Below are 26,189 nucleotides of genomic sequence, written 5' to 3'. Positions count from 1 at the left end.
CTTGTTCTCCGAGTGTTCTACCAAACTCGTCTACCGATTCTTGGATTGGCGGTGTTTCACCAGTCTGTTAAGCCGGATTGTTCGGTGAGTACGTCTGTGGCTTCCATGACTTTCCGGTTTCCTGATTTTCGAAGTACTAAGCCTTCGTACTGGTTTTTGCCGTGTGTGTCGGCGAGTGTTTCGAAGTATTGTTCGGCTTCTTCTACAGTGTTGAAGAACGGATCGACCATTCCTCCGCTGGTCTCTGTATGGTATACGATCCCGTCTTCTCCACTCCAGTAATACTGCGTCAAGCTGCCACCATCCGGGCGAATCTCTTCCTCTTTATCCATTGCGTTGTCAACGGCTTGCTTGTAATGGGCTTCTGGAAAGTAGTTCTCCAGTTCAAACCGTAGTTCCCCGGAGAAACTGGTGCCACCGGTAAGATTCAACCAGTACGGCTTCCTCTCCTCGACAAACATTTTCTCATCAGTGTACTCTTCGATCACGTCGTCTACTCGTCGAATCGGTACTCACCCTCTTTTTCGAGCAGTGCTTCTAACTCGGTTTCGTAGACGCCGACGATTTCCTCGACAGTGCCGCCATCCGGGAACAACGGTTCCTCATCATCTGGATCAAGATCGGTTCGGTAAGCCCCAGCCTTTTCGAGCTGGGTCTGGGTGAAGTAGCCGTATTCCCAGCTGCCGTACGTATTCGGAGATTTAACTCGTCCGAAGTACACGTCGTCGTCTTCCTTGTCGTAAGCTTCCCACTCCCAGTCTGGTAGGAAAGCAGCTTCCCAAGCCGCTATTGGCTCCTCATCGTCGTAATCAGTGATTGTAGGTCACCTGCACCGGTTCTCCAAGATTTTCCGTTTCGCCTCCTAGGTCAGATCTATTATTTATTGACATGATTTGTATCACCTCTGTTTATGCTGTGAGTTCGTGTTCTTGCATCAATTCTCTCAGGGTTTGCTCTTCTTCAGGCCAGTACGGCTCCGAGTCACCGTGTTCGATCAGTTGGCGGGAACGATTGTTGACAACCTGTTCACCAAGCCGTTCAGGATCAGGAATACTGTTCGTACCATCCTCCAAGAGCTGAGCAGCCTTCTCCAATCCCTCCGCAACCTCGTAATCCGGCACGTCATGGGTGTAGTGTGTCAGTGCGCGTGTGGCAGCGTTGTACGTCTCCCAAAGCGTCGGAGAATTCGGATCACTGACCTCGTCCTGCATCGCCGTCAACAAATCCGGAACAGGATTCTCCAAATACCGGTCAATCCCTGACTCCATCAACACCAGCAGGGCTTCATCCTGGTTGAATAGTTCTCGGTTCTGTGCCTGTGCTAGTCGCTGCTCGATCTCCGCCGGCGACTCAACCACAGCGTCAACAGCGTTGTACGCCAAGCCGGGCTGAAATGGTTCACCGTGGGTCTGCTCGAATCCGAGCTCGGAGATGAAAGCCGTCATCCCGTTACTGCATACTTGCCGTTCCGCACCAATATCGTACTTCAACCCGTGGAACCCGCTGTGCCCAGTCTGAATCTGGAGTCCAAGATCAACAGGATCATCCTGCGAAGCATAAACCGTGGCTCCATCGAACTCGACAGACGCACTCATCTTATGCGCGGTCGGAGAGACGGACACTCTGCCAGAAGGTTCGATACCGTGGCGATCAATGGCATCACCAACCGTCTCCAACACATCCCCGTATTGAATAATATTGTAGAAATCCTCACTGCTGGAAACCACACCCGTCGTCCTACCATCATCAGTCCACAAACTGTCACGGTACGGCACCTCCTCCCACTCATCACTCCCTTCATGATGAGCATAGACATCATGCCGATCAACCACCGGCAACTCTTCCGCAGTTTCGTAAAGCTCGTCCAAACCATCGAAAACATACACATCAGATCTAATTCGTGAACCACCTCTTACCAAGAACACAGATACTAACCGGTAGGTATCAACCGATACACCCGGTTTCCGATGATATCTTTCCAATATTTATAATATTTGTTATGTATTAGTGAAATATGATAGATATTAGAACAGAACTGGTTGATAACCTACAACAAGGACAAAAAGCTCTTGAAACCGCCGGATACAACGTAACAGGATACCAAGCCAGAATAGACTCAGACCGCACAAATGGCATGACTACTTCTGGAGAAACACCTGAAGAGGCAATAGATGAACTACTGGGACAACTTGGTTCTGACGACAATTTCTTCGTCCACATCGCAGGAGACGAAATACAGGACGTAATCCAAGGAAAAGAAGACCCAGCATCACTTGTCTACAGGAATGTTACAGGTAGTGTAGAAATAGAAGAACCAGATGTACCTGAAACTGATCTACCAGGCACACCAGGAACAGAAATCAAGTACGTTCCAGGGACAGAAAGCCAATGGCAGATTAACACATACGATCTTGATCGTGAAGATGGTCTTGAACGGGCAGAAGACGCAGTAACAGCACTAGAAGAATACGGACTCGAAGCAGAAATAAATCAAATACACCCATAACACTCGGAATCAGTTAGGAAGACCTGAACGAAATGAACAGTAGGAAGAGAACAACTAATAGCTTAACCTTCCAATAGAAGTTTTATCGGTACGTTAACAACAATCATGGATCACTATTGGCGGCAATCCTGTCGAACTGATCGTAGAGGATATTTTGGTTATTCATCTTGACTGTTCTGTCTGATTCGTGCTATCCGTTCTCTTGGTTCCAAGTGGGCAGTGTGGAGAATAACTTTTCCGAACAACAGTTTATACGGTGAACTGCTGTATTCATCCAGTGTCGTTCTTATTCCTGAAAGAGAATTCCAACCGGATTGTATGAACTCTGGGGTATCGACAAAGCCGGGCGACAAGCCTGGTATCGTTTTACCGGAAGATCGTTGGGCGAGGATATCCATCTTATCGATTGCTACGATAGTGGCAGTTGCCCCTATTTTATTTCGTGCGTAATCATCTGCTTCTTCCTCGATCTTCGGATAATCATAGAAGGCGAGTAAAGCATTAGAGCCGCCAAATCCTAAAGATATGATCTTTGCCGCTGCGTTGACTTTCAAATCCTGATGGTTGATATGGTATACTTCATGAGCTAATACAGCATCCAGCTCATCGGATGTAAGCTCTTTTTCTACAGACCTGTTGATGAGTATATAATTTCTCCAGCCAAATAGGAGAGACATTGGGTTGACAAGAACGGATGACTGTTCTTCTTCAATAACCAGTACTTGAATATCCTCTGGAACAACGTCTGAATCTCTTTCCAGTTGCTCAGCCTTCAACAGTAGCCCAAACTTTTCTCGAATACCTGAGTATAAACTGTACATCCAGTAGTTCCCAAGCAATATCTGCGGTGCAAACAAAAAACCGAAGAACGAGATAGACAGAACACGCGGAGGAAGGAACTCAGAGTTCCTAAATGCCGTATCAAGAACCTCATAACTCGCAGCTACTAATTCCTCCGGCTGAATCTGTCTCGACTCTTCAATCATCACCGGTTCAGTAACAGACGTATTGTTCACAAAGCGTGCAGTCTCTATCTGAAACTCAAGCGGTTGATATGTGAACGCCTGAGTGTATAACAGGTCAATTCCACTGAAAGGAAACTGTTCAAAAACACCGTAAAATAGGATAGCAGCAGCCGGTATCACCGTCACCAAGACTGCAATGTTTGAAGTGAAAAATACGGCAAAAGCAGCCGATCTCAGCTTTGAAGATTCAAAACTAGTGACATTAATCGAATTAAAACTGGAAAGTTGTCTTTTAGCCTGAACAGCCATCAAAACTAATACTAATATAATCAACAAAATCATAATCATGAAAAATTCTAAAGACCTCTGAGCCACCAAGAGATCAATAGCCTCTATCGAAGGAATACTACCATACATATCTGTAATTATACTCGCATTATACCTCGTCAAAGTCATATTCTGGAAAATAGACTGATGGAAATTAGATTTGAGATATAAATAACCTGGTTGGAATGCAAAGACAACGAAGAGAATTGGTGGGATCATCAACCAAAACAGGGCTGTGACAGGTGTCGCTAAGATTCTCAAACCAGGATTCACCGAAACAAACGGAATCAAATTATAGCTGAGGGAATAGCCCAAGAAAATAATAAATATAAGTATCATAAACCTGCTAACTAAACCGGTTGGATATAAAATTTGAAACTTATACCACATCAAGAGAAGTCCACTGCCTATCAATAGGAAAGGCAATGAATTATCTTCTTGTTCTGACAAAATAGCAAGCTCCTCTAAACACTCAATACGACCAGGAGTAAACAGCCAATACGAGACACCTGCATAAATCAAGAACAAAAATATTACTCGAATACCGCCCAAGCCAAAGTTCGAGGACAACAATAAAGCTGAAAACACCAATGGAAGACCTACAACAAGGAAATACAGAAACCGGTTTGCCTCAGTACTTACCGTAACTTCACACTCACCAGTATTGAAAACGATTTCCTGACGGTGTAGACCAAGCAATTTTTTTTGAGACCATTTCAGCAGATCTCCTTCTTCATCAGGCTCTCCGAAAGAACCAGTTAGTTTAGATTCAGCAGCCTCATTAAACGTGTTTTCAGGACTCCATACTTGTCTGCTGATTCTCATTCCGGGATAGGTAGGAACCTTGGTGTGTTTGACAGTACTTCCCTCAGCTCCTTTGAGTCATCCGTTCTTTCACCAATTAGAGTAAATGCCTGACTCTCGGTCAAAAGATAAACCGACCTGATATCACCTTCCAGCATATCCTCATGCGCCAAATAAACAGTAGTCATACCTTTGTAGATAGGTCTGCTAAGATCTTCGATAAGGTCATTTGGAGGGCGTATATTAACACCATCATCCATCACGTTCGCTCGCTTGATATGAACATATCTCTCGTCGCTCAACCTATCATTTGAAATGACAGCCACACCCTCATTCTCCTCATAATGCCATTCAACAGACTCTCCATGTGCTCTGTGCTCAAAGGAAACATTACGCTGAACCTTGTCAGGAAAATTAATCTTCTTCTGCGACCTAACTTCCCGAGTCCTAATCAACTCATAATCAACATCCATACCCCAAAACAAACCATGTCATCAAATAACCATTATGCAAATCCAATGAACTGACTTTTCCGGATTAACCCTATCTCTCTACCAACCCCTTCTTCTGTCATTCAACTGTTTCTAAAAATCGAACCCGTTCCAGAGCCATAAATTAGTTTTAATTATCATAATCCCAGCCTTAGTCCAGCCTGCCAAGCCCCATAGAATGGCTGTGAGACGCGGTTTGCAGCCTTGAAACAGGGCTTGGAGGTCAACGACAGACATGTCCAGTAAAATAGTTCGGAGAGTGGCAACGCTCTCACCGGCACTCGCATCGGTTCTGCTCATCGTCCAGCCTGTAGCAGCAGCACACAGCAGCTTGGATTGCACACCACCCGACTCGCTTTCACCGTTAATCAATTTGCTTCACAGCCTCGGTGAACTTGCCTTCCTCGCAGGTGTCAGTATCGGCACTATCGGGTTCCTGACGGCTGGTATCTTTCTGATGCTGCCGGGAGAAGACTGGACTCGACGTGGGAAAGGTGTAGCCAAGAACGTGTTCATCGGTGTAGTCCTGCTGTTGTCTGCCAATATGATTGTCTCCTACCTTGTCTCTCAGATGGGAGGTGCAATCTGCTGATGAAGAAACACCTCTTCATCTTGGCAGCGGTGGTTCTCCTCTGTTCGACCCCAGCAACGGCTCAAACAGACACAGACAACGGTGGGATAGCTGATTCGATTGATAACCTGTTTGACGAACTCAGCAGCTTCACCGACAGCTGGGATGAAACACTGGAAAGCGTTGTAAGATCAGTGTTGTTCGATCCTTTCCTCGCGTTGTTGAACATGCTGGTCTCGATCCTCGCCACCCTACTACTGCATACGCCGGATGTATACCCGAACCCTGCCGTCGAAGAGGTCTACCAGCAATCACTTTTGATCTCATACCTGTTGGCGACCTTGGCGTTCATGGCTGCCGGCTTACTGCATATGATCGGTCCTGTCCTCGGTGTGAGCTACCGGGAGGTCAGGATAATTCTTCCGCGTGTGATCGCGGCACTGGTATTCGCCTCAGTAGCTTTGCCGCTGCTCCAGTATCAGATTGACTTGGCTAACGCACTGACCTACGCGTTCAGACCGGATATACTGGAGACTTCGATAGGTGAGATGTACGGGACTGCCGCAACCATCGCCATCGTCTGGGTCATCAATTCATGGCTGTTGCTGGTTGTTGTCCTGATATTCGTAGTCCGATCAGCCTACCTGATGTTCATCGCCGCCATCAGCCCGTTACTCGCTTTGGGATGGAGCCTGCCGAAAGTCAAACGCTACGCCGACTCGTTCATCGCCGGCTGGTTCACCGCGTTGATGATGGCACCGCTCGACATGATCGTCCTCAAATTCACATTCACACTGATGTCAGGACAAGGAGCCAACCTCGGACAATCCATCGCAAACTGGATATTCGGAATGGCTTCCGCAGTACTCCTGATCCTCGTACCCTACCAACTCTACGGAGCCAGCCAAGCCGTCGTCGGACAAGCATACGCAGTCACAGGCAGCGTCAAAACACGTTGGAAAAAACGGAAACGCGCGAAACGCCGCGAGAAACGGCAGAGAGACTGGCATCGCTACCGGCAGGAACGCCTCAAACAGCACGGAAACAAACCAGACTACAGAGACTCGGTTGTCGGAGGTGACGACTGATGAAGCCGGTCTGGATGCCAGGAGACCTCGAAGTCCCGATGCGGCTGTTCGGCAGAATCAAAGCCAAAGACCTGGCTCGAATCTCCCTACCACTGGTTCCAGGCGTCCTCACCCAAAACCTGGTCGGGATCGCCGCCGGAGTACTGATCAGCCTTGTATGGTTCTTCTGGAAACCATACGGACGCCCGTTAGACGGTCACGTCTTCCACACCGCACGCTGGCTGATCGGAAAGAGGCAGTTGGAGAAGAAAGCAGACAGCTCGGATTCATTGACGGGTGAGGTCGAAGAAAACGCGTTCAGAACCGGGGAAGGCGGACTGGGCACAGTCATCAGGATAGAGCCCACCAATCTCGACTTGAAGACCGGTGCCGAGCAGGGAGCAGTCCACAACCTGTACCAAGAGTTCATCGAGACGGTGAACTACCCAGTTCAAATCCACTCACGGCAAAAACGGTTAGATCTCGACAAATACCTCGACCACTTGGAAAGCTGCGAATCCAGCAGCGAACTATTGAAAACTGACTACGTCGAGTTCTGCGAAGAGTTCGAGAATCAAGAGCTGACCCTGACACAGCACTACATCGTAGTCCACGTCGAACAAGACGGACTCAGCTTCCTACAAGAAAAATACAGCGAGTACCTCGGAGACGGCGTCAAATCGGAGAATGACGAAGCACTGCGAAGCGAACTCGATAGCCGATGCCGCGAAGTACTGGAAGCACTCAACACCTCAGACCTCAACGCAGAACGCCTCACAGACACCCAACTAACCCAATTCACATCCGCCGAGAAACACACTACGCCGAATCCGTCGCCACAGTGGACAACACAGGGCGGTCAGTACAGGAAGACGATTCAACTGGACGAATACCCGTCTAAAATTGACTTGGCGTGGCCAGTACAGCTGCTTCGAATCCGTGGCATGGTTGACACCGTCCAAGTGATTGAACCGTGTAACACCAGTAAAGCAGTCAAGAAACTGAACCGGGTCGCGGAAAAACTGAATGCGGAGATCGACTCGCTGCTCGCCGGCGGACACAGAGGAACCAACAAACTTGAATCACTGCTCGAAGACGCCAACCAGTTCCTCAACCTGCTGGCGGAGAAAGAAGCACATCCCGTCGAATACAGCGCATACCTCACCGTTCACCACCCGAAGAAGGAGAGGGCGGGGCAAACCTTCGAAAAGGTGTGCAACCGGTTAGACACACTCAGATTCGAATACAGTCAACCGGTTCTCAGAACCGATCAAGCCTACAAAACCAGTTCACCGCTGTACAGAAACCCGTTAAACCACTCACTGCTCGTCCCATCCAGCAGCGCAGCCGCAGGCTTCCCCTTCGCCACACAAAACACCGAAGACACCGGCATCATCTACGGCGCAGACACCTACAGCGGCAACCCGGTACTCCTCAACCGATTCAACTGGAGCAGCCACAGCATGGCACGAATGGGAGCAGTCGGCTCCGGCAAAAGCTACGCCGCCAAGATCGAACTGCTGCGATCCGCACTCATCTACCAAGACCTGAAAATCATCGTCGTCGATCCCAAACAGGAATACAAACACCTAATCCAATCACTCGGCGGCAACGTAGAAACACTCGAAGAAACCACAGATTACAGTCTCGATAATCAAGCCACCTGTCTATCAGTAAGTGAGCGTGGGCAAAGCGAGAACGTCGAACTGCTGACCGACGCCGTCGAACAAGTCTACAGCAGCGTTAGCCAAGACCAAGAAAGGACACTTGTTCTCGTTGATGAAGCCCGTATTTTACTCAACGATGAGGACGGTCGCAGGGTCCTGAACCAGTTTGTTCTCGAAGGACGTGACACCAACACCGCAATCACCCTGATCACGCAGAACGCCTCACACTTCACTCACAGCCGGGAAGGACGAGAAATCCTCGACAACATGCCCGGCAAAATCTTCATGCGGCACGACAGAGTCCCAGAATCAGTAGTAGACTACTTCAACCTGTCACAACGCGAAAAACAGGAACTATACGAACTACGAACCGGGACAGAATCACCGTACAGCGAAGCACTACTCCACGTCTCCGGCAGAATCAAAACACGGCTCAGAGTCGAATCCACGCCACAAGAACACGCAGTCATACAGGGAGGCGAACAGGCATGAACCCGGTAAAACGCCTCCTGCCCTGCTACACAACCCTGACCGAAACACAGGCGGAAGAACTGTCTAAACCGGTTGGTGGCTGGCACACCGTCCAAGTCAAAACCAGTCCCAACGCCGACCACCCGGAAACACTGGACACCTTCATAAAAGGCATCACCGAACTCCAGACCAGCTGGCTCGGACTCAAGAACACCTCACCAACCATTTCATTCGAAATCCGACGCCACACACCCGAAAACATACAGATACAGTTCTCAGTTCCGAGCAGGAGACTTGAACGAAAGGTTCGAAGCCAAATCAAAAACGAACTCGACGGAATCCAACTCTCCGAGGGAACCAACCAGCTCCTGGTGACAGAAGGTGACTCGGTCGGCGGCGGCATACTCACCTCGGGGAGAAGAGATTGGTATCCTCTACAGACCGGTTACGATCAGCCACCGACCAACAGTTTGGTTGGAGCACTGCACCGTCACGCCATGCAGAACACGCAGGCAGTGATCCAAGTACTGTTCAAACCGGTTGCCGGCAAACCTGTGAGGCGGTGGTACAGGAACCGGCGGACATACCAGCGCATCGGGTACCTCAGGAAAGAGAAACAGAAGCTGTGGAACAGTCGATCACCAACACCCCGTGAAAAACAACAGGCAGACGCCGTAGAACGCAAAGCCGGTACCACCCGATTCTACACCTCTATCCGACTCCTGTTCATCAACAGCAAGGAGTACACGCCAAGCCGCGTGAAGGAACTGGCTGGTGCATTCAACATCTACGAAAACCCGGATACAGGGCAGTACCTCAACGCCGTAACCATCCACACATTGCAGAGCCGCATCCTCGACTTTGCCTCCGCAGTCCGGCAGCGTAGATTCAGTTCCTGGCACCGACGCTTCCACACCTCAACCGAAGAGCTCGCAGCACTCGTATCGATCCCAGACCGCAGCCAGCAGAACATCCCAGACAGCAAACCATGACACCAGAAGAAGTAAAGAAACTGATACAGAATAGCGGAGACCAGGCACTGACCTACCTCGGAACCCGTACCAGCAGCTTCGGCGTCGAAGAAAACATCGGCATCGAAGATACGAAACGATTGACACACGTTCTCAACATCGGACCAACCGGCTACGGCAAAAGTCAGTTACTGACGCATGTCGCCTTGCAGGATGCGGAGAAGGGATACGGACTCGGCATCATCAACCCGAAAGGCGACCTCATAGACGAATTCATCGCCAAACTCCCCGAACACCGGTTGGACGACATCATCTACATTAATCCTGCCCAGCAACCCGTAACACCAGTCAACGTCTTAGAACCACAGCTCACCGAGGATATGACCACGGCACAAAGGGAAAGCCAGAAAGAGATCATCGTCTCCGATCTCATCGACCTATTCAAAAGACAAAGCGAGAACTGGGGAGATCAGTTCGGCAGAGTACTCGAAACACTGCTTCGAGCCCACCTCAACCAAAACATCCGCCACGACGCCGGCAAAACACTAATCGACGTATTTCACTGTGTCACCCAAAGCGAGGAACTCTCCAAGCTGATTGACGCCACCGAAGACCCGGTTATCCGAGAACAACTCGTCCGCGTCAAGGAGGATATGTCCAGCTACGAAATGGAACCTCTCCAACGCCGACTAAACGACTTCGTCATGAACCCAACTATCAGACGGGTTATCGGAGCCGAGGAATCCGGGTTCGACTTCCAAGAAGCCGTTAACAACGAGAAGATCATACTCGTCGATATTCAGAAAGGAGAGGTCGGCGAAACAGTCTCACAACTCATCGGCTCCATCGTAATCACCAAGATCTGGGCAGCAGCACAAAGCCGGATCACACAACCCATCCAGCAGCGAACACCGTTCTACCTCTACATCGACGAACTCCAAAACTTCGCAGGAGAAGGCAGCAACTTCACCAAAATACTCAGCGAAGCACGAGAATACCGGCTCGGCTGCTGGCTCGCCACACAATACCTCCACCAACTCACCGCCGAAATGCGGAGAGCAGTCACCAACAACTGCCGCACCAAAATCATATTCAACCCCAGCGGCAGCGACAACACAGCCCGGATCGCCGCAATGCTTCAAGGACTCAACAAAGACACCCTGACAGCACTCGGAAAATACCGGGCAGCAATCCAAAAACCATCACAAGAAAACCAGTCACAAGCCGTCACCTTCGACACCTACCCACCCTGGAACACAGACAGAGACAAAGTAGACCAGATCAAGAAACAACACACCGCCTCCCAACCCGGACAAAACATCGAGATACAGCAATCACTCGGCAAACAAGCCAACGCCGGCGGCGAAAAACATCAAGAACTCCTCGCAGAAGCCAAGAAACAATTGGAAGAACGCGGCTTCCAAGTCAACCTCCTACACCAAGGACAAAGCGAAGAGAAACCCGACGGACACGTACACCTACCCGATGATGAATTGGCACATCTTGAAGCCGAACACAGCACACTATCCAAACCAGGCAAAGTCCTGAAAAACCTGAAAAGAGGAATAGAACAAGACCGAGAAGTCTTCTACATCGTCGAAAACGGAAACGCCGCCAAACTCGAAAACATTCTCTCCGACCCCGTCAACCGCCACGGCAACCAACACCAAGACGAACACGGCACCTACAGCCACTACACCACCGACGGCGAACCCGTAACCAACACAGAACAACTCAAAACAGGGGAATACCGAATCCTCGAACTCACCGAAGACACCCTCGAAACACGAGACCAAGTCGAAAACGAGTGCCCCGAACTCAGTCACAACGACCGGGAAGACCTCGAAAACTTCTGCCTCTACCGCGACAACGACGGATTCTGTACCGAACTCGAAACACAGTGCGTCCTCCAAGAAAACCAATGACCACTCCAGAACTCAGAGACAAAGACCACCAAATCCTCCAACAAATCCACCAAGGCAACAACGACGTACAAAAAATCACCTCAGCCACCACCCACGAAAACCACCACGTCACCTACGCATTCCAAAAACTCGAAGATCTAGGACTCATCGAAGTCACAAAACCCGAAGGAACCGTAGAACGAACCATCAACGGACAAAAACGAGTCTTCCAACACCCCAAACAAGCAGAACTAACCGAAAAAGGAGAGGAGCACCTGAAGGAATCGGAGCGAGAACATATAGACGAATACGATGATCTGAGCCACAACGAACTTGTCGAGAAAATCCACGGGTTAGAGAAGCAAATAGAAGAGTTGGAGAAAAAATTCGAGGTGTTCCGCGATCAGGTGCAGGAGCTAATCTAACGGCTGATCTCGGTTCGAAGCACCTTCTTCGTCTTCTGGCTCAGCCATTCCGTCAGGCTCCCGTTGTTGCTCTTTCCAGCTTTCCTGCCAGAGTTTTGTGGCTTCTAAGCTTTCGGCATCGTGCTCTGTGTAGCGGTTTCTGATTCGGGAGAGGAATGGTGTGTTGACGCTGTCACCAGCGATGATTGCCTGTCCGGGTGTTAGTCCGGGTAGTTCATCAAGTAGATCCTCGCCGACATCCTCGACACCTTTCTTTACAGCGTCTTGATCCAACGGGTTCTGAATCTGCATGATGATTTGAGTTTTACACTGTGACAGCACATCGTCGTCGATCTTGCTTGGACGCTGACTGATTATTCCGATACCGACTCCGAACTTACGACCCTCACTCAGAATAGTGCTGAGAACTGGCAGTGACCGGGCATCACCGTCAGCCGGTGCAAAACGGTGCCCTTCCTCTAAGAGTCCGAAAACAGGGAACTCCAGTTCAGATTCTCGTCCTTTCTCGTGTGCTACACGTTCCTGATTGATTTTACGGAATAACACACTGACCATCATCTGCTGATCGCGCTGATCCATTGTATCCAACTGAAGTACCGTACACTGACCAGGCTCCAACAGCTCCGAAAGTGACAGGTGGTTGCTGTGATCAAACAAGTCTCGGTCAAGAGCCTTGTCTATCCGCCAATCTAACGCACGAGCACTGCTCTCAAGATCCTTCTCATCACCAACCTCCTCAACCTTATTCTGAAGATCATTGATAGAAATATAGTCGTCTTCCTCAGACTGAAGCTGGTTCCAAGCCTCCGCAAGAACCTGTTCCTGTGGATCCGAAGGATCGTCGATGATTGAGAACAAATCGCCTAAGGAAAGCTCACTGATCCGGATCTGGATACTTTCCGGTCGCTTAATCTGCACCTCAGGAGCATAATCACCATCTTGGAACTTTTCGCCTTCCTCCATCTGCTTCAGAGATCCATATTCTCCGTGTGGATCCAATACCAGTACTGCTGCCCGTGAATCAGGCTGCATCATCTCCTCAATCAGTACCGATGCAGTGTACGACTTGCCGCTGCCCGTTGACGCCAGCACAGAGAGATGAGTCGAAGCAAAGGCATCAATCGGTAAGTGGATCTCAGTCTGCTCCGGAGGACGATGAATCAAATCACCGATAAACGCCGAACCCTCCTCAGGGACAGCCTCAGTAAGATACTCCTCTAAATCCGAATCAGACGCTAACCTAATCTCAGTTCCCGGCTTCGGTACAATACGCGGATTCGTGAAATCATTCAGCTTCTCATCGTAGTAACCGATAACCGTCGCAGTAATATTGTAGAGATCGACTCCCTCAGTAGAGATACCAAGTTTTCGAGCTACAGCATCCGGGGACACACCGGGATCAGCCATGAACTGATCAGGGAACCCTCGCTGCTGCTCACGCCCCGTAACACGGGCGAAAATCTTCTTCTCCTGTTCCACAACACTGCCATCATCATTTTGAACCTCTACATCACCCTTGTAGTAGACGAACTCACCAGTCTTAATCTCTGTATCGTCAGGAGTAACGATTACAAACTCATTCGTATTTTCCCCTGGCTTAGAGACAATTCCAATTACCATTTACTCAACACCCCCCATCTTAGTCTGCCACTCCAGATTCTTTTGGATCACATCCAACGCATCCGCTTCTCCCGGCTTCTCCTGCTTAAGATGAGTCAAGACCTGGCTAAGAATATCCTCAGCAAACCCTCCAGCAACATCAACAATACGCTGGTAGTATTCCAGCCGTACTTCTCCATCAACCTCGTGGAACCGGGTTACAGCTTCATCAGAGAGTTTCTGCACAACATCATCAATCTCAAGCGTCCAACGAGGAATCGAATGTTCAGGATCCACCAGCTCTCCATCTTCCACCTTGGCATGACCTAAAAGCACTATACCGGTGAGAACCTGCTTTTCATCCACATAACTTGGTTGGAAGATATTCTGCTCATCCGGTTGAGCAAGCCGCGGTCCACTCCTACCCTGATCCGGATCCACAAGTTGCGTGTCGTAGATGATACCGACAAACGCCCGTTGCTGTCCCTGCACCTCCTTCGAAACATACACGAACTGCCCGAACTCAAAGTCGGTAGGTTCCGGCGGGTTCTCCCGCATCGTCTCCGTATATATTTCTCCGACATAGTCTATGTGAGAGTTTGATCCTACAACTGAACCGATCTCGATGTTATTTTTCAGTGTCATAGTATTATCTTCTCCTCCGCTTCTTTGACAAAGCCTTGTTATTCCATCTCAACTCAATATCGTTTTCATCTGAGAAGTCCTGATACATTCTCAGGAACTCCTCACGATCCTGACGACTGATAACCGCATCCGCATCTGCCGCCTGCAAAATCTCAGGGTAACCACGCCCAACACCACATTCGGAACGAATCACGGACATCACATGACTAACCAAGTCCTCCTCTAAAACCCACTTAGGAAGATCAAGCCGGTCTAACTGCGGACCGCTTCCAATCTTCATATAAGAGAACAGAATCCGCTCCGAGAAATCATAATCAACACCGTGGTAAGTCGTCTGAAGCTGGTTCAACGAGTTATCCCTCCTCGAATTAAATAGAATAGTTCTGTCACCCCAGTTTTCAGTCATCTCCTCAAAAATCTGATAGTCACGTACAGAACTACTTGCATCGATCAAATCCAATTTCTGAATCATCTTCGCAAAATCACTGGCTTTAGAACCGGCTGTATACCCCACAACAGGGACTCCGTGATGCTTACTGGCTGCCAGAACACGGGCAAGAGCCTCACCGTAACGCTCCCTGACAGGTTGATCAAACATCTGAGCAAACGACATGATAAGAGGTCCATCATAGAGAACAACCGGTGGCTCGCTCTCATCACTGTGTTTCTTAATCTGCTTTTCCAATACCTCCATCTCAGTCTCAAACCTTGACAGTGGCACCTCCTCGTTATCCACCTGGATATGACCTGTATTCGGATCCTCAAAGAGAATATCCTCGGGTGAGAGAACCCTTGTTTCCACATCCCTCACATAATCACCGTCCTCAGTATGATTATTACCTATCCAAACAGCCTGAACAAGACCGACAGGCTGCTCAAACTCAGTAACAGGATCAATCTGAGACCCATCAGCTGCAACAGTAGTAACACCGCGAATATTCTCTTTCGCCCAATTATTCACCGCCTCGTGCGACTCCCACTCAGAACTCTCCCCAAATGAAACCACCAAGTCACCATTTTCACTGTACTCCTCAGTTGGCAAAGCACTCGGCAAATCATACTCCTGAAGAGCTTCTCGAATATCCTCCGACGAAAACTCAGACGTAAGGCCCTGCGCAGCACTTTGAAACTCCTCAACTGCCTTCTGATTAATCGCCTTACCAGTGAACTCAGCCTTTTTACCTTCCAATTCTTCAGCAACACGGTCACGATAAAGCGGCATTAGTCACTCACCACCTCAGTCGCACCGTCCACTTTTTCAAGCGTTATAGCGTGCTCTGTCACGGATTCAAAGGTGTCATCGTGGCTGATAACAGTAAGCTGTTCAAACCCTTCCAGTTCCTGCAACTGGTCAACCAAGTTCACTCTCTTCTCTTCATCAAGATTGGCTGTAGGCTCATCCAGGAACACAATATCCACGTCACTCAACAGCTTGAGAATAGCCAATCTCACAGCCAGAGCAGCACTCATCTGCTCCCCGCCACTCAATTTGTGGAACTCTTTTTCCTCACCATTTTCCTTGATAACGATCTCGTAATCCGTTCTCCACTCCAGCTGCTCCGTCGTTGTCCCTCGAAGCTGCCGGTAGATTCGATCTGCTTCTGTAGAGATCTCTTTAACCAGTATCTCAGTGATCAATGGACGGGCTTCCTGCATACTATCCCGGACAAACTCACCGAACTCATGATCATTCTCCAAGGCTTCATGCTCCTGCTGCTTCTCCTCTAATTCCTCCTTCTGCTCCTCCATCTCACTGATTTCATCTTCTAAATCATCCAAGTTATCCTGCTTAGTCTCAATTTTACCATCGAGCTTGTTGATCTTGCCGTGAACCTCCTCAATCCGATCCTGCACCTCTTCATATTCTTCCTCATCGAACTCTTCTGCTAACTCTTCGAGAGTTCCCTCATACTCGTCAACATCGTCTTCCAACTCCTCGATCTTCTTCTCGATAGCTTCAACTTTCTCCTGGCGATCCTCAACCTTCTCAGCAGTCTCCTTCTTACTGAGGTAGGTCTCGTGGTCATCCTCCAACTCATCCAACCGCTCCTCAATCTCCTCGATCTCTTCGTCAAGACCTTGGAATTCTTCCAACTCTTCCTCTTTTTCATCGATCTCGTCTTCTACCTCCTCAAGCTCTTCTTCAACCTTTTCGAGGTTGTCTTCAGCGTCCTTGTTGTTCTTGTAGGTGGCTTTCGCCTCCTGATAGTCGCTCTTCGGATCATCAAGCTCCTCTAACTCTTTTTCGAGGTCTTCCTTTTCATCGATTGCTTCCTCCAACTCCTCGATCTCTTCCTCTAAATCGTCGATCTCATCTTCTTTGTCGTCTCGGCTATCTTCCAAATCATCGAGATTATCGTTGAGGTCAGGCAGCCGGTTAACCTCTTTTTCGGCTTCCTCAGCTTCCTCGATTTCATCCTCAAGATCTTCCAACTCATCTTCTATCTCAGAAATCCGGTCTTCAGCATCGGACTTCTCCTCCCGTTTCTCATCAAGAACACTGCTCCGATGCTCACTGTCAAGATCTTGTCCACAGGTAGGGCACTCAGCCTCTTCAGTATCCTCCAACGTCTCAATAGCCTCCACAAGATCATCGATACGACCTTCCAAACGAGACATTTCATCCCGTAGATCCTGCTCCTCCTCTTCTAATTCATCCAACTGGTCAGCAGTCTCTTTAAGATCCTCAATATCAGATATCTCTTCCTCCAACTCCTCAATCTCATCCTCAAGCTCATCTAACTCATCTTCCGCATCATCCAAATCGTCCTCCTTCTCGTCTATTTCATCTTGCTTATCTTTGATGTCGTCCAGCTTATCTTCTAACTCTTCTTGCCGTTCAACATCATCCTCAAGCTCCTCCATCTTCTCCTCAGCTTCCTCAGCATCGGATACATCATCTTTCAGGTTCTCTACTTGCTGTTGGAGCTTGGTCTGCTTCTTCTCCAACTCGTTTATTTTGTCCTGGATATCATCTCGTTCGTCCTCCTGATCACGAAGGTCATCCAACTTATCATCCTTCTCCTCGTACTCTTCGTACTCATCCTCAACTTCCTCAACAGCCTCTTGAGCGTCTTCAGCCTCTTCCAACGCGTCCTCAGCGTCCTCCAGATTATCCTTTTTATCCTCAATAGTATTCTCTTTCTTGTCGATTTCGTCCTCTAAATCAGATATCTCCTCCTCCAACTCTTCCAGTTCTTCCTCGCGGTCATCCAACTCCTCTTTCTCGTCTTTGAGCTCTTCCAACTCTTCCTGTTTCTCCTCAATATCCTGCTCCAACTCCTCGAACTCCTCTTTCTTCTCATCCAAGTCCTCAACCTTAGCCTCTAAACCCTCAATATCTTTTTCAAGCTCGTTAATTTCGTCTTCAATAACATTATTCACATCCCGAAGATCCTCCCAGACATCATCGTATACATCAACCTCCAGCAATGGGTTGAAAACCTTCTCACGCTTTCTTGGAGTCTTCGCAAAATCATTCGTAAACTTGGTCTGAGGAACCCCTATACTCGACTGCCACAGCGTCTCAAGCTCAGTCTCTTCAGGGATACCCAAGTGTTCCTTCAGCCAACCCAGCGTTTCCTCCTTATCAGACAGATCTAACTCATTACCATCGGATTCACGGATAACACGGTAGGTTGACCGCTTTGCACCTCTCTCAACGGTATACTCCTCCCCATTCTTATTCGAAACAAATGTCACCCGGACTTTACCCGAATTCTCGCCGTTCCGGACAAAGTCGCCTTGACTAACTTTTGTATCCAGGTAATCGAACAAGGCAAATCCAACTGCTTCCTGAATAGTAGATTTACCTGAGCCATTCTGCCCGATAATCGCGTTTACTCCGGGACGGAAATCAATCTCGTTGATAGTATCGTCGTAACTCTTGATGTTGGATAGTTCTACGTTGGTAATCTTCATTCCTGATCACTTCCTTGACTGAAAAGGTCTCTGCGGCGTTTCTTAATTGTCTCAGCAACAGACTCTGGGTTCTCGCCAGCTACAACACTCTTCTTGACCACACTCAATGTCTCCGCAACATCCTCTTCTTTCTCACCGTACTGGGAGTCCTGCCCTGCCAACCGTTGGAAGACAGCTGACTCAAGTTTGCCACGGTCAATCTGACCTTGCTCATCCCTCACTGCATCTTCGCCACCATCCAATTCCTGGATAATGCTCGCAGTCTCCTTCGACTCCGTTGCATCATTAAGATTGACGTACAGAGCACCGGTCTTCTCCTCAACAATATCTCTTAATTCACCGGTATCGAGTCTGGAACGGCTGAACTGTAGCAAGCCCTCCAACCTGAGATCAATCACCGGATCACGGTTCTCCCCGGATCGCTGGAAATGAGGTTTCTGCTGAACCTTGTCAAGATTCGAAAGACTGTGCTCCACTTGTTCCGCAAACGCTGACTCAAGTTCGTCAGGCGAGTCGTGTGCATCGACTTCGAAACTTATCTCGAAAAACGGTCTCCGCTTCGACTTATGGAACTCCGAGTCAATATTGCCGTCCTCAACATCGACGATAAAGTAGCCGAGATCCCATCTCGCTTGTCGTGTATCGTGAGCTTCCAAGGAGCCCGGATTGAACAGCCAGTTGCCGTGACTGTACTTTTTGTGTAGGTGACCGAGAGCAAGGTAATCCACAGCCTCTTCAACAGGCTCCAAAGCATTGAACGAGATACCACCACTCATTCCAGGGATATGACCTTCGACCCCGAAGTGACCGATTAGAACCGTAGCCTCGGGCTCACCTTCCCGTTCATTCACCTGTTCAATCGCCTCAGCAACCTTAGCAAGATTATCAGATGTTCTCTGACCCAAGTACTGAACTCCAAAAACACGGACACCATTCAAATCAACAAAGCCTGACGAAGTACCCGGATCATCGAAATCATGCTTCTCAAAGCTTGCATCCTCGTCGCCAAGATCAGCTTCCAACAGAATCAGTTTCCCACGGCTATGAAGATACTCCAGCCAGTTCAAATCCTCCTTGTACAAATTAGCATCGTGATTCCCTCTTACAGCCGCAACAGGCACACCCGCATCCTCAAAACGAGAAAGACCCTCCTCAGCATCACTCAAAGCACGAGCATTCACATCCTTATTATGAAACAAATCACCGCCAAACACAGCGAAGTCCACATCAGACTTCTCAACAGCCTCATAAATCGAGGTATTGAACGACATAAACATGTCATCCCTTCTCTTCTTCACACCGTACTGCCGGTGACCAATATGTGCATCCGAAAGGTGAACGAAGCGCGGACCTTGATTTGAGTTCGACATAATTTGTAATCCTCCCCCTGTTTGTTATATCATTGCCATGTCGCAATGGATATTTGATGTACTCATGATGTCTTCCCCTCGCCTGGTTGCTCCTGATCTATTTTTTCTTCACCCAACTTTGCTTCTCCAGCAATCCGATTCTTTACAGAGTCATCGAGGTCACGATTGGACGCTGTTTCAGTTAATTTCGCTTTACCTGTGAGCCGTTCTTTAGCCCGTTCGTGTGTCCCTACCTCATCGTAGATTGAATCATCTAATTCATTGAACCATCTGTCAGTGACTTCTGGCATATCCTCATTGAGGTTCCTTCGTCTTGAAGCAAGTTCCCGATATCTTTGCTCCATCTGTTCTAAACCAACTTCTTCGTCTGCAAGTTCTAACAATATATAGTCGCGGAACTCATCAAAGAGACGTTGGTAGGCGTGAGCAGCACGATAATAATTCTCTGCAGTATCACCAGGATTTGCCATCCGTTGGTACCCTGCAACTACGGCAGTGGTGATAGCCAATGCAATCGGAACTACTGTTGGGAATACTTCCCAGATCAATGTAACTGTCAGTAGACCAGCTATGCCAAAAACTGCCCAATCAGATCGTCGGTCCCATCTTGAATACCAATCTGCTCCGACATAATAAGCTTTGAAAGTCCAAAGAACGCTGTCCGCTTCGTTTGCCACTCTTTCACGCAGACGTTCATGTCTCTCGTAGTCAAAACTATTATCGCTCATTTAGAAACACTTCATTCATTTGAAATTGTCCCCGTAGACCTCGCGGTATTTTTCTTTAGCTTTCTCGGTTTTACCCTGCTCTTGAAGCCTTTTTGCCTCCCTCAACTTCTCCTGGGCGTTGTACGCTTTTCCAGCAGCTTGGCGTCTCTCTTTACTGCTCATTCCCTTGTCCAACCTTTCTTGATACACAGGTTCCCGTGTCTCACTCTGCATATAGTCCGGTAATTGGCGGAAGAACCGGTGCATATGCTCGGTGGTGGAGGCGTTGGAAGGAGCATCCTGTTTGAAGTATTTATACGCCATATTGACCATGTGAAATGAAGAAACAGGTTTGCCGTTCTTTTCGTTCCACTTCTTCGCCGTGACAGCCACTTGCTGTAATTTCCCGTTATTATTCTCGTCGACGGCTTCATACATCGACTGGAAACGGCGTGGGTTGGTGCCTGTCCAAGACTCCTCGCCGTAGGTGTCAGGAATCACATATCCTTGGTTTGGGTCATCACGCCCGCTTGGAAGAACCGGTAGCTCAACACCTCCAACCGTTACTGGATCACCAGGCTCTTCGGGGTTATGGGCAGCAGAATAATCGAATGCCGGCGTCACCTCAACTTTGAAATCGCTGAACTGTACTGCAACCACACTGCGGTCAATAGAGACATCGTGATTTGGGTATTTTTTCTCAAGTGTCCTCTTGACCGCACGTAGAGCATTTCTGGTTCCCTTCCCATCTTTCGCCCATTCACCGTGCTCCTCCTCATCAAGTACTACAAGAATATCAACATCAGTCTCACTGTCAAGTGGACGGGTCGCCGTACCTTGAAGCACAGATCCATAGATACTGCTCTCCTTGATATGGAAACCATCTTCAGTTAGATAACCTACAACAGAGTCTTTACGCTCCTCCATCTCCTGACCCTGCCGATCAGTAATCTTCGCGTTCTCGGCATGTTCCTGATGCGACTCCTCTATCTCTTCAGTAGCTTCTTGTCGCCCGTCTTCATCGTCTTGATCAGCAAGCGATTGTTGGCTGCTCGGTCTCCGACTACCAGAAGCCGCAGCCGCTGTACCCCCATCACTACGTGGATTGGGAGTTGTTCGTTGAGTTCCCATATCAAGCGGTCACCCCTGCTGAAGTGTCGAAAGAACCGAGAGTTGCCTGTCCGTACGCGAGACCATCAACGACTTCCTCTTGCCAACTACGGTATGCCTCTCTCGCATTTGGAATCGAGACATCACGAAGTTTAGATTTTCTTATCCATCTTTGCCCTGCCACAGCACTGACTTCTGGCGGCAGTCTCCCTACGTACTTCTCAGACTGCAACCCGATGAGAAGCAGTTCCTTAGGACTGAACTCAGAAACCACGTCTCTAACATCTTCGTTCAATTTGGCAATGCCGTTACCGCTGCTTCCACCGAAGTACTGTGACCCATAATAGCTGACACAGTCGATTTCAAGTCTATTGAGCATCTCATAGCAAATAGCTCGTTCTTCAAGTGAGTATCCTTTAATCAGAGGTATTAGCTGGGTTGGTGTCTCCCTGAGTTCGTTGTACATCCACTCGGTGCCCTCCGTCAGAGACTCGACGTTGTGAATCCGGTCTTGAAAGTCCATATCTCCGTAGACCCAGTAGTCAGTAGGAATGTGGTACTCAGGTTGGAATAGCTGAACTATATCTCGCTCAGTTTCCCAGTCGAGACTTTTTAATTCATTATCAGGTATGGTTGTAGTCGTAATCACTTGCTTGTTCGTGTAGGTCGAGGCAGTCAATCCCTGCCGAAGAAGTCGCTCGGCATGAGTGATAGGAAGCATCACTGTATCCACGGCGGTAAAGCTGTCAAAGAACTCTTCGTGCTTCTTCTGCCGCTGTATCCTTGGGATAACGCCTTGAGGTCTCTCTAATTGCGGAGGTTCCTGTTGATTTTCACTGGGGACCATCTTCATCTTACACCTGGTTTATCTGTTTACATCAAATGTAACGCCCCCAGTTCTTATAAAATTTTGGTTGCCCGACACTACATATCGTACAAAACAATTTGTACGAACTGCACCCAGTACCATATCCTTTACAAACACTAGCAGTACATACAATACAGAGGCAACGCCAATGACCAAGCAAGTTCACATAATCCCGGTTGGATTCGACTACGAACGACTCTTCCAACCAATATCACAAGGAAAACTCGAAGCCGACCAAGTCTATCTACTCCACTCATCAAGAGAAGAAAGCGACGAAGAAGCCCGCAGACTCGCAGAGAACATGCTGGGTAAACTGGAGGAAACCTTCGACACAGTCCTCGGGATCGACGTAGAAAGCAGAACTGTAGAAGGAATATTCGACTTTGAAGATCTCTACCCTTACGCCTATGACATGATTGAAAAACAGGTCGAACAAGGAAACGAAGTATGGGTCAACATCTCCTCAATGCCTCGCACAGTAGCATTCGCATTTGCCATCGCCGCAAACAGCCTCCTCGTCGAACACAACGACTACAGAAACCAGATACACACCTACTACGTCTCACCTAAGGACTACCTCGTCACAGAAATGATCGAACAGCTCCGAAAAGAAGAAAAATTCCTTAACAAACACCAAGATCGCTCAGACAAATTCGAGGAACGATACAACGAAGTATCCGACATCATCAGCCAGATTGATAGTAGCGGAGTAACTCAAGGAGCAAAAGAAATGAACGACGGACTTCACATCGAATTCCCGACAGTTCCAAGCTCGGACCTCCACGACTTCGAAAAAACACTGCTCCATTTCCTCGACGAAATAGAATCAGCCGAATCAATATCCAGCCTCGCTAAAAAACTCGCCGACAAATCTGAACAAAACATCGATCAAGACTCTTTCAAAAGCAAAGTTCAATACAACATCAACCAACTCGTAGAGAAAGGATTCGTCAAAATACAAGAACAAAAAAACAGGCACCAACCAACCCTCGACACAGTAGGAGAACTCTGGGTAAACACCCACCCCGAACAAAACCCCGACAAAATCAATAACTGAATAAAATCAAGCTGGTGCCGCGGAATCTTCCTGTACTTCTTCGATGTATGCGTTCAAGCAGGCGTTGCAGAGGGCGTAGAATGAGACAAAGAATTGTATTGACAATGTTCGGCTGTCCTCAATAACGTCTCCGTGTGCTATCTTGTTTCTTCGTTGTCTCACTGTTTTATCAAGGTATTCTCCGAACACTCCATCGAAGAATTGAGAAATCAAGTTGTCCAAGTTCTTTTTCATTGGAGAGTCCTTTTTTCTTGGCACAACAAATAAAGTCTCATTTTCTTTCTCGATGACTTCACCACCTATCTCTTCTACCAAATCAGCAAGTACCCCTTCGAACTGTAGTACGATGCCGGCGAGAAACCCTCTATAATGTTCTTCCTCAAACTCCATCAACAGGTCGTCGAGGAAATCACCTCTCTCCTCAAAGAATGCGATATTCTGGAATGTACTCCGCGCCTGATCTAAGAGTTCTTGATCGAATTGCTCAATGACGAATTCTTCGGCTTGGCTGCGGTCAGATTCCAGCAGCTCTTGGAACTCTTCCCAATCAGATAAGCTCATGAACCAAGACCACGCGAACTCTTCCCTCGAAGCCAGGTACCGTCTCAACGCCTGCTTCTCTTCCTCTGTCTCGCAGCTCTCAATCAAAATATGATTCAAATTAACCAAGTCGTTGTCATCTTCAGGAGGGAAGAACGGCTCCATCCTATCATGAACATCCTGACTAAGTGCTGTTTCAACAATCGGTATATCCCTGAGCTGGCGAATATTCATTCTATACCAGTCAAAGTTCATCTTACTGGCGAATGTCTGGAAAAGTTCCTTGTAGAGTGGTGTATTTAGCAGTCGTGACAAAGCATCTTTCGACAGATCATCATCAACGTTGACACCAATTACGGTACCATCATACATCGCATTATCGATCTCTACCGTATAGCAACGCGGCTTATCGAAGAATTGGGGGATAACCATGTCCGGATTCTCGAATTTTCCCCGGCGGTCTGGTAGAAAGTACGGCTTCATTCTACGCTGATTAATATTAGACTCGCCGATATAGTTAGCTAACCCTTCGTAACCATCGTCTTCTAACTGTTCAAGTATGTTTTCTTCCGTGATCTCAACTCCTTGCTCTTTTTTCTCCTCTACGTAAGCTTGGAGGTCTAAGATCCAGAGATCGATTTCGTTCTCGGTAATCGATTGGATTTCATCGGATGGGTTCTTGATTAGTGGTCGGAAGAACCGTTCATCAATATTTGACTCCTCTTTCTCCTCAACATCGAAATGGAAAAATTCGTTATCACCTGTCTGAACTCCTGATCCAACAGTAACGCTGGACAAGTCGCCGAGTCTGGTGAATTGTTCCGAGCTAATGATATCGTAGATCGGCGGGTTAGAAAGGATCTGTATCACGTTTCCGTCTTCTAAATCAGCGTGAGAAGCTTGTACAATCTCAACGTCGTATTTGTTATATCGGCTTTGAATTATGCATTCTAATCGTTGTTCGAAGAGTCCGCGAGCATTGTCTGGTAGTTCAGGTTTATTGAATCTCGCAACTCCTGTCTCTCGTACATCCTCTGGTCTTTTCTCTTTGCTCAGTGTCAGCAGTACCAGTTCTGGTGTCCGGGCGTAGTTGAATGTACCAATTGGCAGTTCCACGATCCTGTGGATGCTACATGTTTCTGTAAGATGCTCCAGCAATCCATCTTTCAGGGCGTGTTTGGGAAGTACGAATGCTCCGCGCCCTCCATTTTTTAGATGCTCTGCTGCCTTGACTACGAAAGCAGCCGCTGCGGTACGACCAATATCGGGATACGTGTCTCGGATCTCATCTATTTGATTGGGGAGGATTCGGTGTATCTGCCCGACTGGAGGGTTCCCTATCACCGCATCAAACTTCTTAGAGACATCACCGTCGAGTTCCTGTTGACCTAATTGGTTCCAGTCGAAGAAATCTGTATTCAATATTTCAGCGTTTTCAGAGTCTTTTAGCCGAGTTTGAGCCAGTTTAGCGATTATCGGGTTTATTTCTATACCCAGCAATTCTGCTTCTTCGTTCTCTTCTGCGGCTTGTTTTAATAGACTGCCTGACCCCGTCGCAATATCTAACACGGATTCATCGGATTCAGAGACCGCCCATCCAGCCAAGATCTCAGCCACCTTCTGGGGAGTAAACCCAGCCAAGTATCCGGAATTAATCAGCATCTCCATTGTATCGTCAAAACCAATTTCTTCAGGCTGCACTTGCTGTGTAACGATTCTCTCTGCTAATTCTTCAAGCGGATCTGACTCTGGAGAATCATAGTACAGGTTTGTACCGTTGTCAAACTCTAAGAACCCTCTCAAAACCGGGATAAAAACCCGATCAGTATCCTTGGGAAGGGTTTCTAATTGGGTTTGCGGATCACTGGGAGCATAGAAATACAGGGTTGAATCATCCAAATCAATTCTAAAGCCATCATCCAAGACCTCCGTTGAGTCTACTTCTGAGAGGTCGGAGAACTTCTCAAACGAATGTAGATCCAAATGAGGAAGGTCATTATGACGCATTGATTACATCGTGTGTCTTCCTCAACACTGATATGTATTTGCCAAAGACCAAAATTCCTGGATATAACGGGTGTGCGTGTTGAAGGAGTACTACCGTTCTGTGGCGTGGTCTAATAGTTTGTTTTGGGTTAGTGTGGTGATGAGTAGTAGGCGTTCTTCTGGGTTCATTTCTGCGAAGGCGTTTTTGTAGCGGTTG

The 26,189-nt window shown here is 48.2% G+C and carries 22 protein-coding genes; 8 read left to right on the top strand and 14 right to left on the bottom strand.

The annotated features are described in order from the left end of the window. Positions 1–56 precede the first annotated feature (56 nt). From EGH24_RS06080 to EGH24_RS06070, 3 genes are all read right to left on the bottom strand, one after another. Complete coding sequence (locus EGH24_RS06080) at positions 57–488, bottom strand: hypothetical protein (RefSeq protein ID WP_142979262.1); 432 nt, start codon at positions 486–488, stop codon at positions 57–59. Between the two features lie 5 nt (positions 489–493). Continuing rightward, positions 494–721 (bottom strand): hypothetical protein, encoded by a 228-nt coding sequence (locus EGH24_RS06075; RefSeq protein WP_142979261.1) that lies wholly within the window; start codon positions 719–721, stop codon positions 494–496. A gap of 187 nt (positions 722–908) precedes the next feature. After that, complete coding sequence (locus EGH24_RS06070) at positions 909–1,886, bottom strand: DUF932 domain-containing protein (RefSeq protein WP_185903244.1); 978 nt, start codon at positions 1,884–1,886, stop codon at positions 909–911. Positions 1,887–2,014: 128 nt separating this feature from the next. On the opposite strand from EGH24_RS06070, the gene EGH24_RS06065 reads away from it, so the two are divergent. Then, the gene (locus EGH24_RS06065; protein ID WP_142979260.1) at positions 2,015–2,506 is read left to right on the top strand and encodes a hypothetical protein; all 492 of its coding nucleotides are present in this window, start codon (positions 2,015–2,017) and stop codon (positions 2,504–2,506) included. Positions 2,507–2,664: 158 nt separating this feature from the next. On the opposite strand, the gene EGH24_RS06060 is transcribed toward EGH24_RS06065, so the two are convergent. Together EGH24_RS06060 and EGH24_RS06055 are read right to left on the bottom strand one after the other, a co-directional pair. Then, positions 2,665–4,623 (bottom strand): M48 family metalloprotease, encoded by a 1,959-nt coding sequence (locus EGH24_RS06060; RefSeq protein ID WP_142979259.1) that lies wholly within the window; start codon positions 4,621–4,623, stop codon positions 2,665–2,667. After that, a complete protein-coding gene (locus tag EGH24_RS06055) occupies positions 4,620–5,075 on the bottom strand; it encodes a hypothetical protein (RefSeq protein ID WP_142979258.1) in 456 nt (151 codons plus the stop codon). The genes EGH24_RS06060 and EGH24_RS06055 overlap by 4 nt, the downstream gene beginning before the upstream one ends. Before the next feature lie 277 nt (positions 5,076–5,352). Between EGH24_RS06055 and EGH24_RS06050 the strand changes: the two genes are divergently transcribed. The 6 genes from EGH24_RS06050 to EGH24_RS06025 are packed head-to-tail and all read left to right on the top strand — an operon-like array spanning position 5,353 to position 12,169. Beyond that, positions 5,353–5,685 (top strand): hypothetical protein, encoded by a 333-nt coding sequence (locus tag EGH24_RS06050; protein ID WP_246057909.1) that lies wholly within the window; start codon positions 5,353–5,355, stop codon positions 5,683–5,685. After that, complete coding sequence (locus EGH24_RS06045) at positions 5,685–6,752, top strand: hypothetical protein (protein WP_142979256.1); 1,068 nt, start codon at positions 5,685–5,687, stop codon at positions 6,750–6,752. Before EGH24_RS06050 ends, EGH24_RS06045 begins: the two co-directional genes overlap by 1 nt. After that, entirely contained in the window at positions 6,752–8,890 is a 2,139-nt protein-coding gene (locus EGH24_RS06040) for a VirB4 family type IV secretion system protein (protein WP_142979255.1), read from the top strand. Before EGH24_RS06045 ends, EGH24_RS06040 begins: the two co-directional genes overlap by 1 nt. After that, positions 8,887–9,861, top strand: a complete 975-nt coding sequence (locus EGH24_RS06035; RefSeq protein WP_142979254.1) for a hypothetical protein — start codon at positions 8,887–8,889, stop codon at positions 9,859–9,861. The genes EGH24_RS06040 and EGH24_RS06035 overlap by 4 nt, the downstream gene beginning before the upstream one ends. Beyond that, positions 9,858–11,765, top strand: coding sequence for a type IV secretory system conjugative DNA transfer family protein (locus EGH24_RS06030; protein ID WP_142979253.1), 1,908 nt, complete (start codon positions 9,858–9,860; stop codon positions 11,763–11,765). The genes EGH24_RS06035 and EGH24_RS06030 overlap by 4 nt, the downstream gene beginning before the upstream one ends. Continuing rightward, positions 11,762–12,169: a hypothetical protein gene (locus tag EGH24_RS06025; protein WP_142979252.1), complete on the top strand. Its 408-nt coding sequence runs from the start codon at positions 11,762–11,764 to the stop codon at positions 12,167–12,169. Before EGH24_RS06030 ends, EGH24_RS06025 begins: the two co-directional genes overlap by 4 nt. On the opposite strand, the gene EGH24_RS06020 is transcribed toward EGH24_RS06025, so the two are convergent. The 8 genes from EGH24_RS06020 to EGH24_RS05985 form a co-directional block, all read right to left on the bottom strand. Next, a complete protein-coding gene (locus EGH24_RS06020) occupies positions 12,161–13,789 on the bottom strand; it encodes an ATP-binding protein (protein WP_142979251.1) in 1,629 nt (542 codons plus the stop codon). The genes EGH24_RS06025 and EGH24_RS06020 overlap by 9 nt on opposite strands. Beyond that, positions 13,790–14,413, bottom strand: a complete 624-nt coding sequence (locus EGH24_RS06015) for a hypothetical protein (RefSeq protein ID WP_142979250.1) — start codon at positions 14,411–14,413, stop codon at positions 13,790–13,792. 4 nt (positions 14,414–14,417) lie between these two features. Further along, positions 14,418–15,635: a DNA double-strand break repair nuclease NurA gene (locus tag EGH24_RS06010; protein ID WP_142979249.1), complete on the bottom strand. Its 1,218-nt coding sequence runs from the start codon at positions 15,633–15,635 to the stop codon at positions 14,418–14,420. Then, entirely contained in the window at positions 15,635–18,334 is a 2,700-nt protein-coding gene (locus EGH24_RS06005; protein WP_142979248.1) for an AAA family ATPase, read from the bottom strand. The genes EGH24_RS06010 and EGH24_RS06005 overlap by 1 nt, the downstream gene beginning before the upstream one ends. Further along, the gene (locus EGH24_RS06000) at positions 18,331–19,704 is read right to left on the bottom strand and encodes a metallophosphoesterase family protein (RefSeq protein WP_142979247.1); all 1,374 of its coding nucleotides are present in this window, start codon (positions 19,702–19,704) and stop codon (positions 18,331–18,333) included. Before EGH24_RS06000 ends, EGH24_RS06005 begins: the two co-directional genes overlap by 4 nt. Positions 19,705–19,766: 62 nt before the next feature. After that, positions 19,767–20,432, bottom strand: coding sequence for an SLATT domain-containing protein (locus EGH24_RS05995; protein ID WP_142979246.1), 666 nt, complete (start codon positions 20,430–20,432; stop codon positions 19,767–19,769). 15 nt (positions 20,433–20,447) lie between these two features. Continuing rightward, positions 20,448–21,542 carry a CBASS oligonucleotide cyclase gene (locus tag EGH24_RS15255; protein ID WP_185903243.1) on the bottom strand — a complete coding sequence of 365 codons (1,095 nt, stop codon included), beginning with the start codon at positions 21,540–21,542 and terminating at the stop codon, positions 20,448–20,450. A gap of 1 nt (position 21,543) precedes the next feature. Continuing rightward, positions 21,544–22,374: a hypothetical protein gene (locus EGH24_RS05985; RefSeq protein ID WP_246057906.1), complete on the bottom strand. Its 831-nt coding sequence runs from the start codon at positions 22,372–22,374 to the stop codon at positions 21,544–21,546. Positions 22,375–22,537: 163 nt separating this feature from the next. On the opposite strand from EGH24_RS05985, the gene EGH24_RS05980 reads away from it, so the two are divergent. Continuing rightward, positions 22,538–23,446 (top strand): HFX_2341 family transcriptional regulator domain-containing protein, encoded by a 909-nt coding sequence (locus tag EGH24_RS05980; RefSeq protein WP_142979245.1) that lies wholly within the window; start codon positions 22,538–22,540, stop codon positions 23,444–23,446. Positions 23,447–23,452: 6 nt separating this feature from the next. On the opposite strand, the gene EGH24_RS05975 is transcribed toward EGH24_RS05980, so the two are convergent. Beyond that, entirely contained in the window at positions 23,453–25,993 is a 2,541-nt protein-coding gene (locus EGH24_RS05975) for an HsdM family class I SAM-dependent methyltransferase (protein WP_142979244.1), read from the bottom strand. Positions 25,994–26,189 lie beyond the last annotated feature (196 nt).

Origin of the sequence: Halonotius terrestris, from assembly GCF_006861665.1 — an archaeon.
Classification (GTDB): domain Archaea; phylum Halobacteriota; class Halobacteria; order Halobacteriales; family Haloferacaceae; genus Halonotius; species Halonotius terrestris.
This window is presented reverse-complemented; position numbering and strand designations above follow the sequence as displayed.

Excerpts from the sequence above, each read along its gene's own strand:
- EGH24_RS06065 (WP_142979260.1), top strand. The coding sequence starts at position 2,015 with ATGATAGATATTAGAACAGAACTGGTTGATAACCTACAACAAGGACAA.
- EGH24_RS06060 (WP_142979259.1), bottom strand. The coding sequence starts at position 4,623 with ATGAGAATCAGCAGACAAGTATGGAGTCCTGAAAACACGTTTAATGAG.
- EGH24_RS06055 (WP_142979258.1), bottom strand. The coding sequence starts at position 5,075 with ATGGATGTTGATTATGAGTTGATTAGGACTCGGGAAGTTAGGTCGCAG.
- EGH24_RS06045 (WP_142979256.1), top strand. The coding sequence starts at position 5,685 with ATGAAGAAACACCTCTTCATCTTGGCAGCGGTGGTTCTCCTCTGTTCG.
- EGH24_RS06040 (WP_142979255.1), top strand. The coding sequence starts at position 6,752 with ATGAAGCCGGTCTGGATGCCAGGAGACCTCGAAGTCCCGATGCGGCTG.
- EGH24_RS06035 (WP_142979254.1), top strand. The coding sequence starts at position 8,887 with ATGAACCCGGTAAAACGCCTCCTGCCCTGCTACACAACCCTGACCGAA.
- EGH24_RS06030 (WP_142979253.1), top strand. The coding sequence starts at position 9,858 with ATGACACCAGAAGAAGTAAAGAAACTGATACAGAATAGCGGAGACCAG.
- EGH24_RS06025 (WP_142979252.1), top strand. The coding sequence starts at position 11,762 with ATGACCACTCCAGAACTCAGAGACAAAGACCACCAAATCCTCCAACAA.
- EGH24_RS06020 (WP_142979251.1), bottom strand. The coding sequence starts at position 13,789 with ATGGTAATTGGAATTGTCTCTAAGCCAGGGGAAAATACGAATGAGTTT.
- EGH24_RS06015 (WP_142979250.1), bottom strand. The coding sequence starts at position 14,413 with ATGACACTGAAAAATAACATCGAGATCGGTTCAGTTGTAGGATCAAAC.
- EGH24_RS06010 (WP_142979249.1), bottom strand. The coding sequence starts at position 15,635 with ATGCCGCTTTATCGTGACCGTGTTGCTGAAGAATTGGAAGGTAAAAAG.
- EGH24_RS06005 (WP_142979248.1), bottom strand. The coding sequence starts at position 18,334 with ATGAAGATTACCAACGTAGAACTATCCAACATCAAGAGTTACGACGAT.
- EGH24_RS06000 (WP_142979247.1), bottom strand. The coding sequence starts at position 19,704 with ATGTCGAACTCAAATCAAGGTCCGCGCTTCGTTCACCTTTCGGATGCA.
- EGH24_RS05995 (WP_142979246.1), bottom strand. The coding sequence starts at position 20,432 with ATGAGCGATAATAGTTTTGACTACGAGAGACATGAACGTCTGCGTGAA.
- EGH24_RS15255 (WP_185903243.1), bottom strand. The coding sequence starts at position 21,542 with ATGGGAACTCAACGAACAACTCCCAATCCACGTAGTGATGGGGGTACA.
- EGH24_RS05985 (WP_246057906.1), bottom strand. The coding sequence starts at position 22,374 with ATGAAGATGGTCCCCAGTGAAAATCAACAGGAACCTCCGCAATTAGAG.
- EGH24_RS05980 (WP_142979245.1), top strand. The coding sequence starts at position 22,538 with ATGACCAAGCAAGTTCACATAATCCCGGTTGGATTCGACTACGAACGA.
- EGH24_RS05975 (WP_142979244.1), bottom strand. The coding sequence starts at position 25,993 with ATGCGTCATAATGACCTTCCTCATTTGGATCTACATTCGTTTGAGAAG.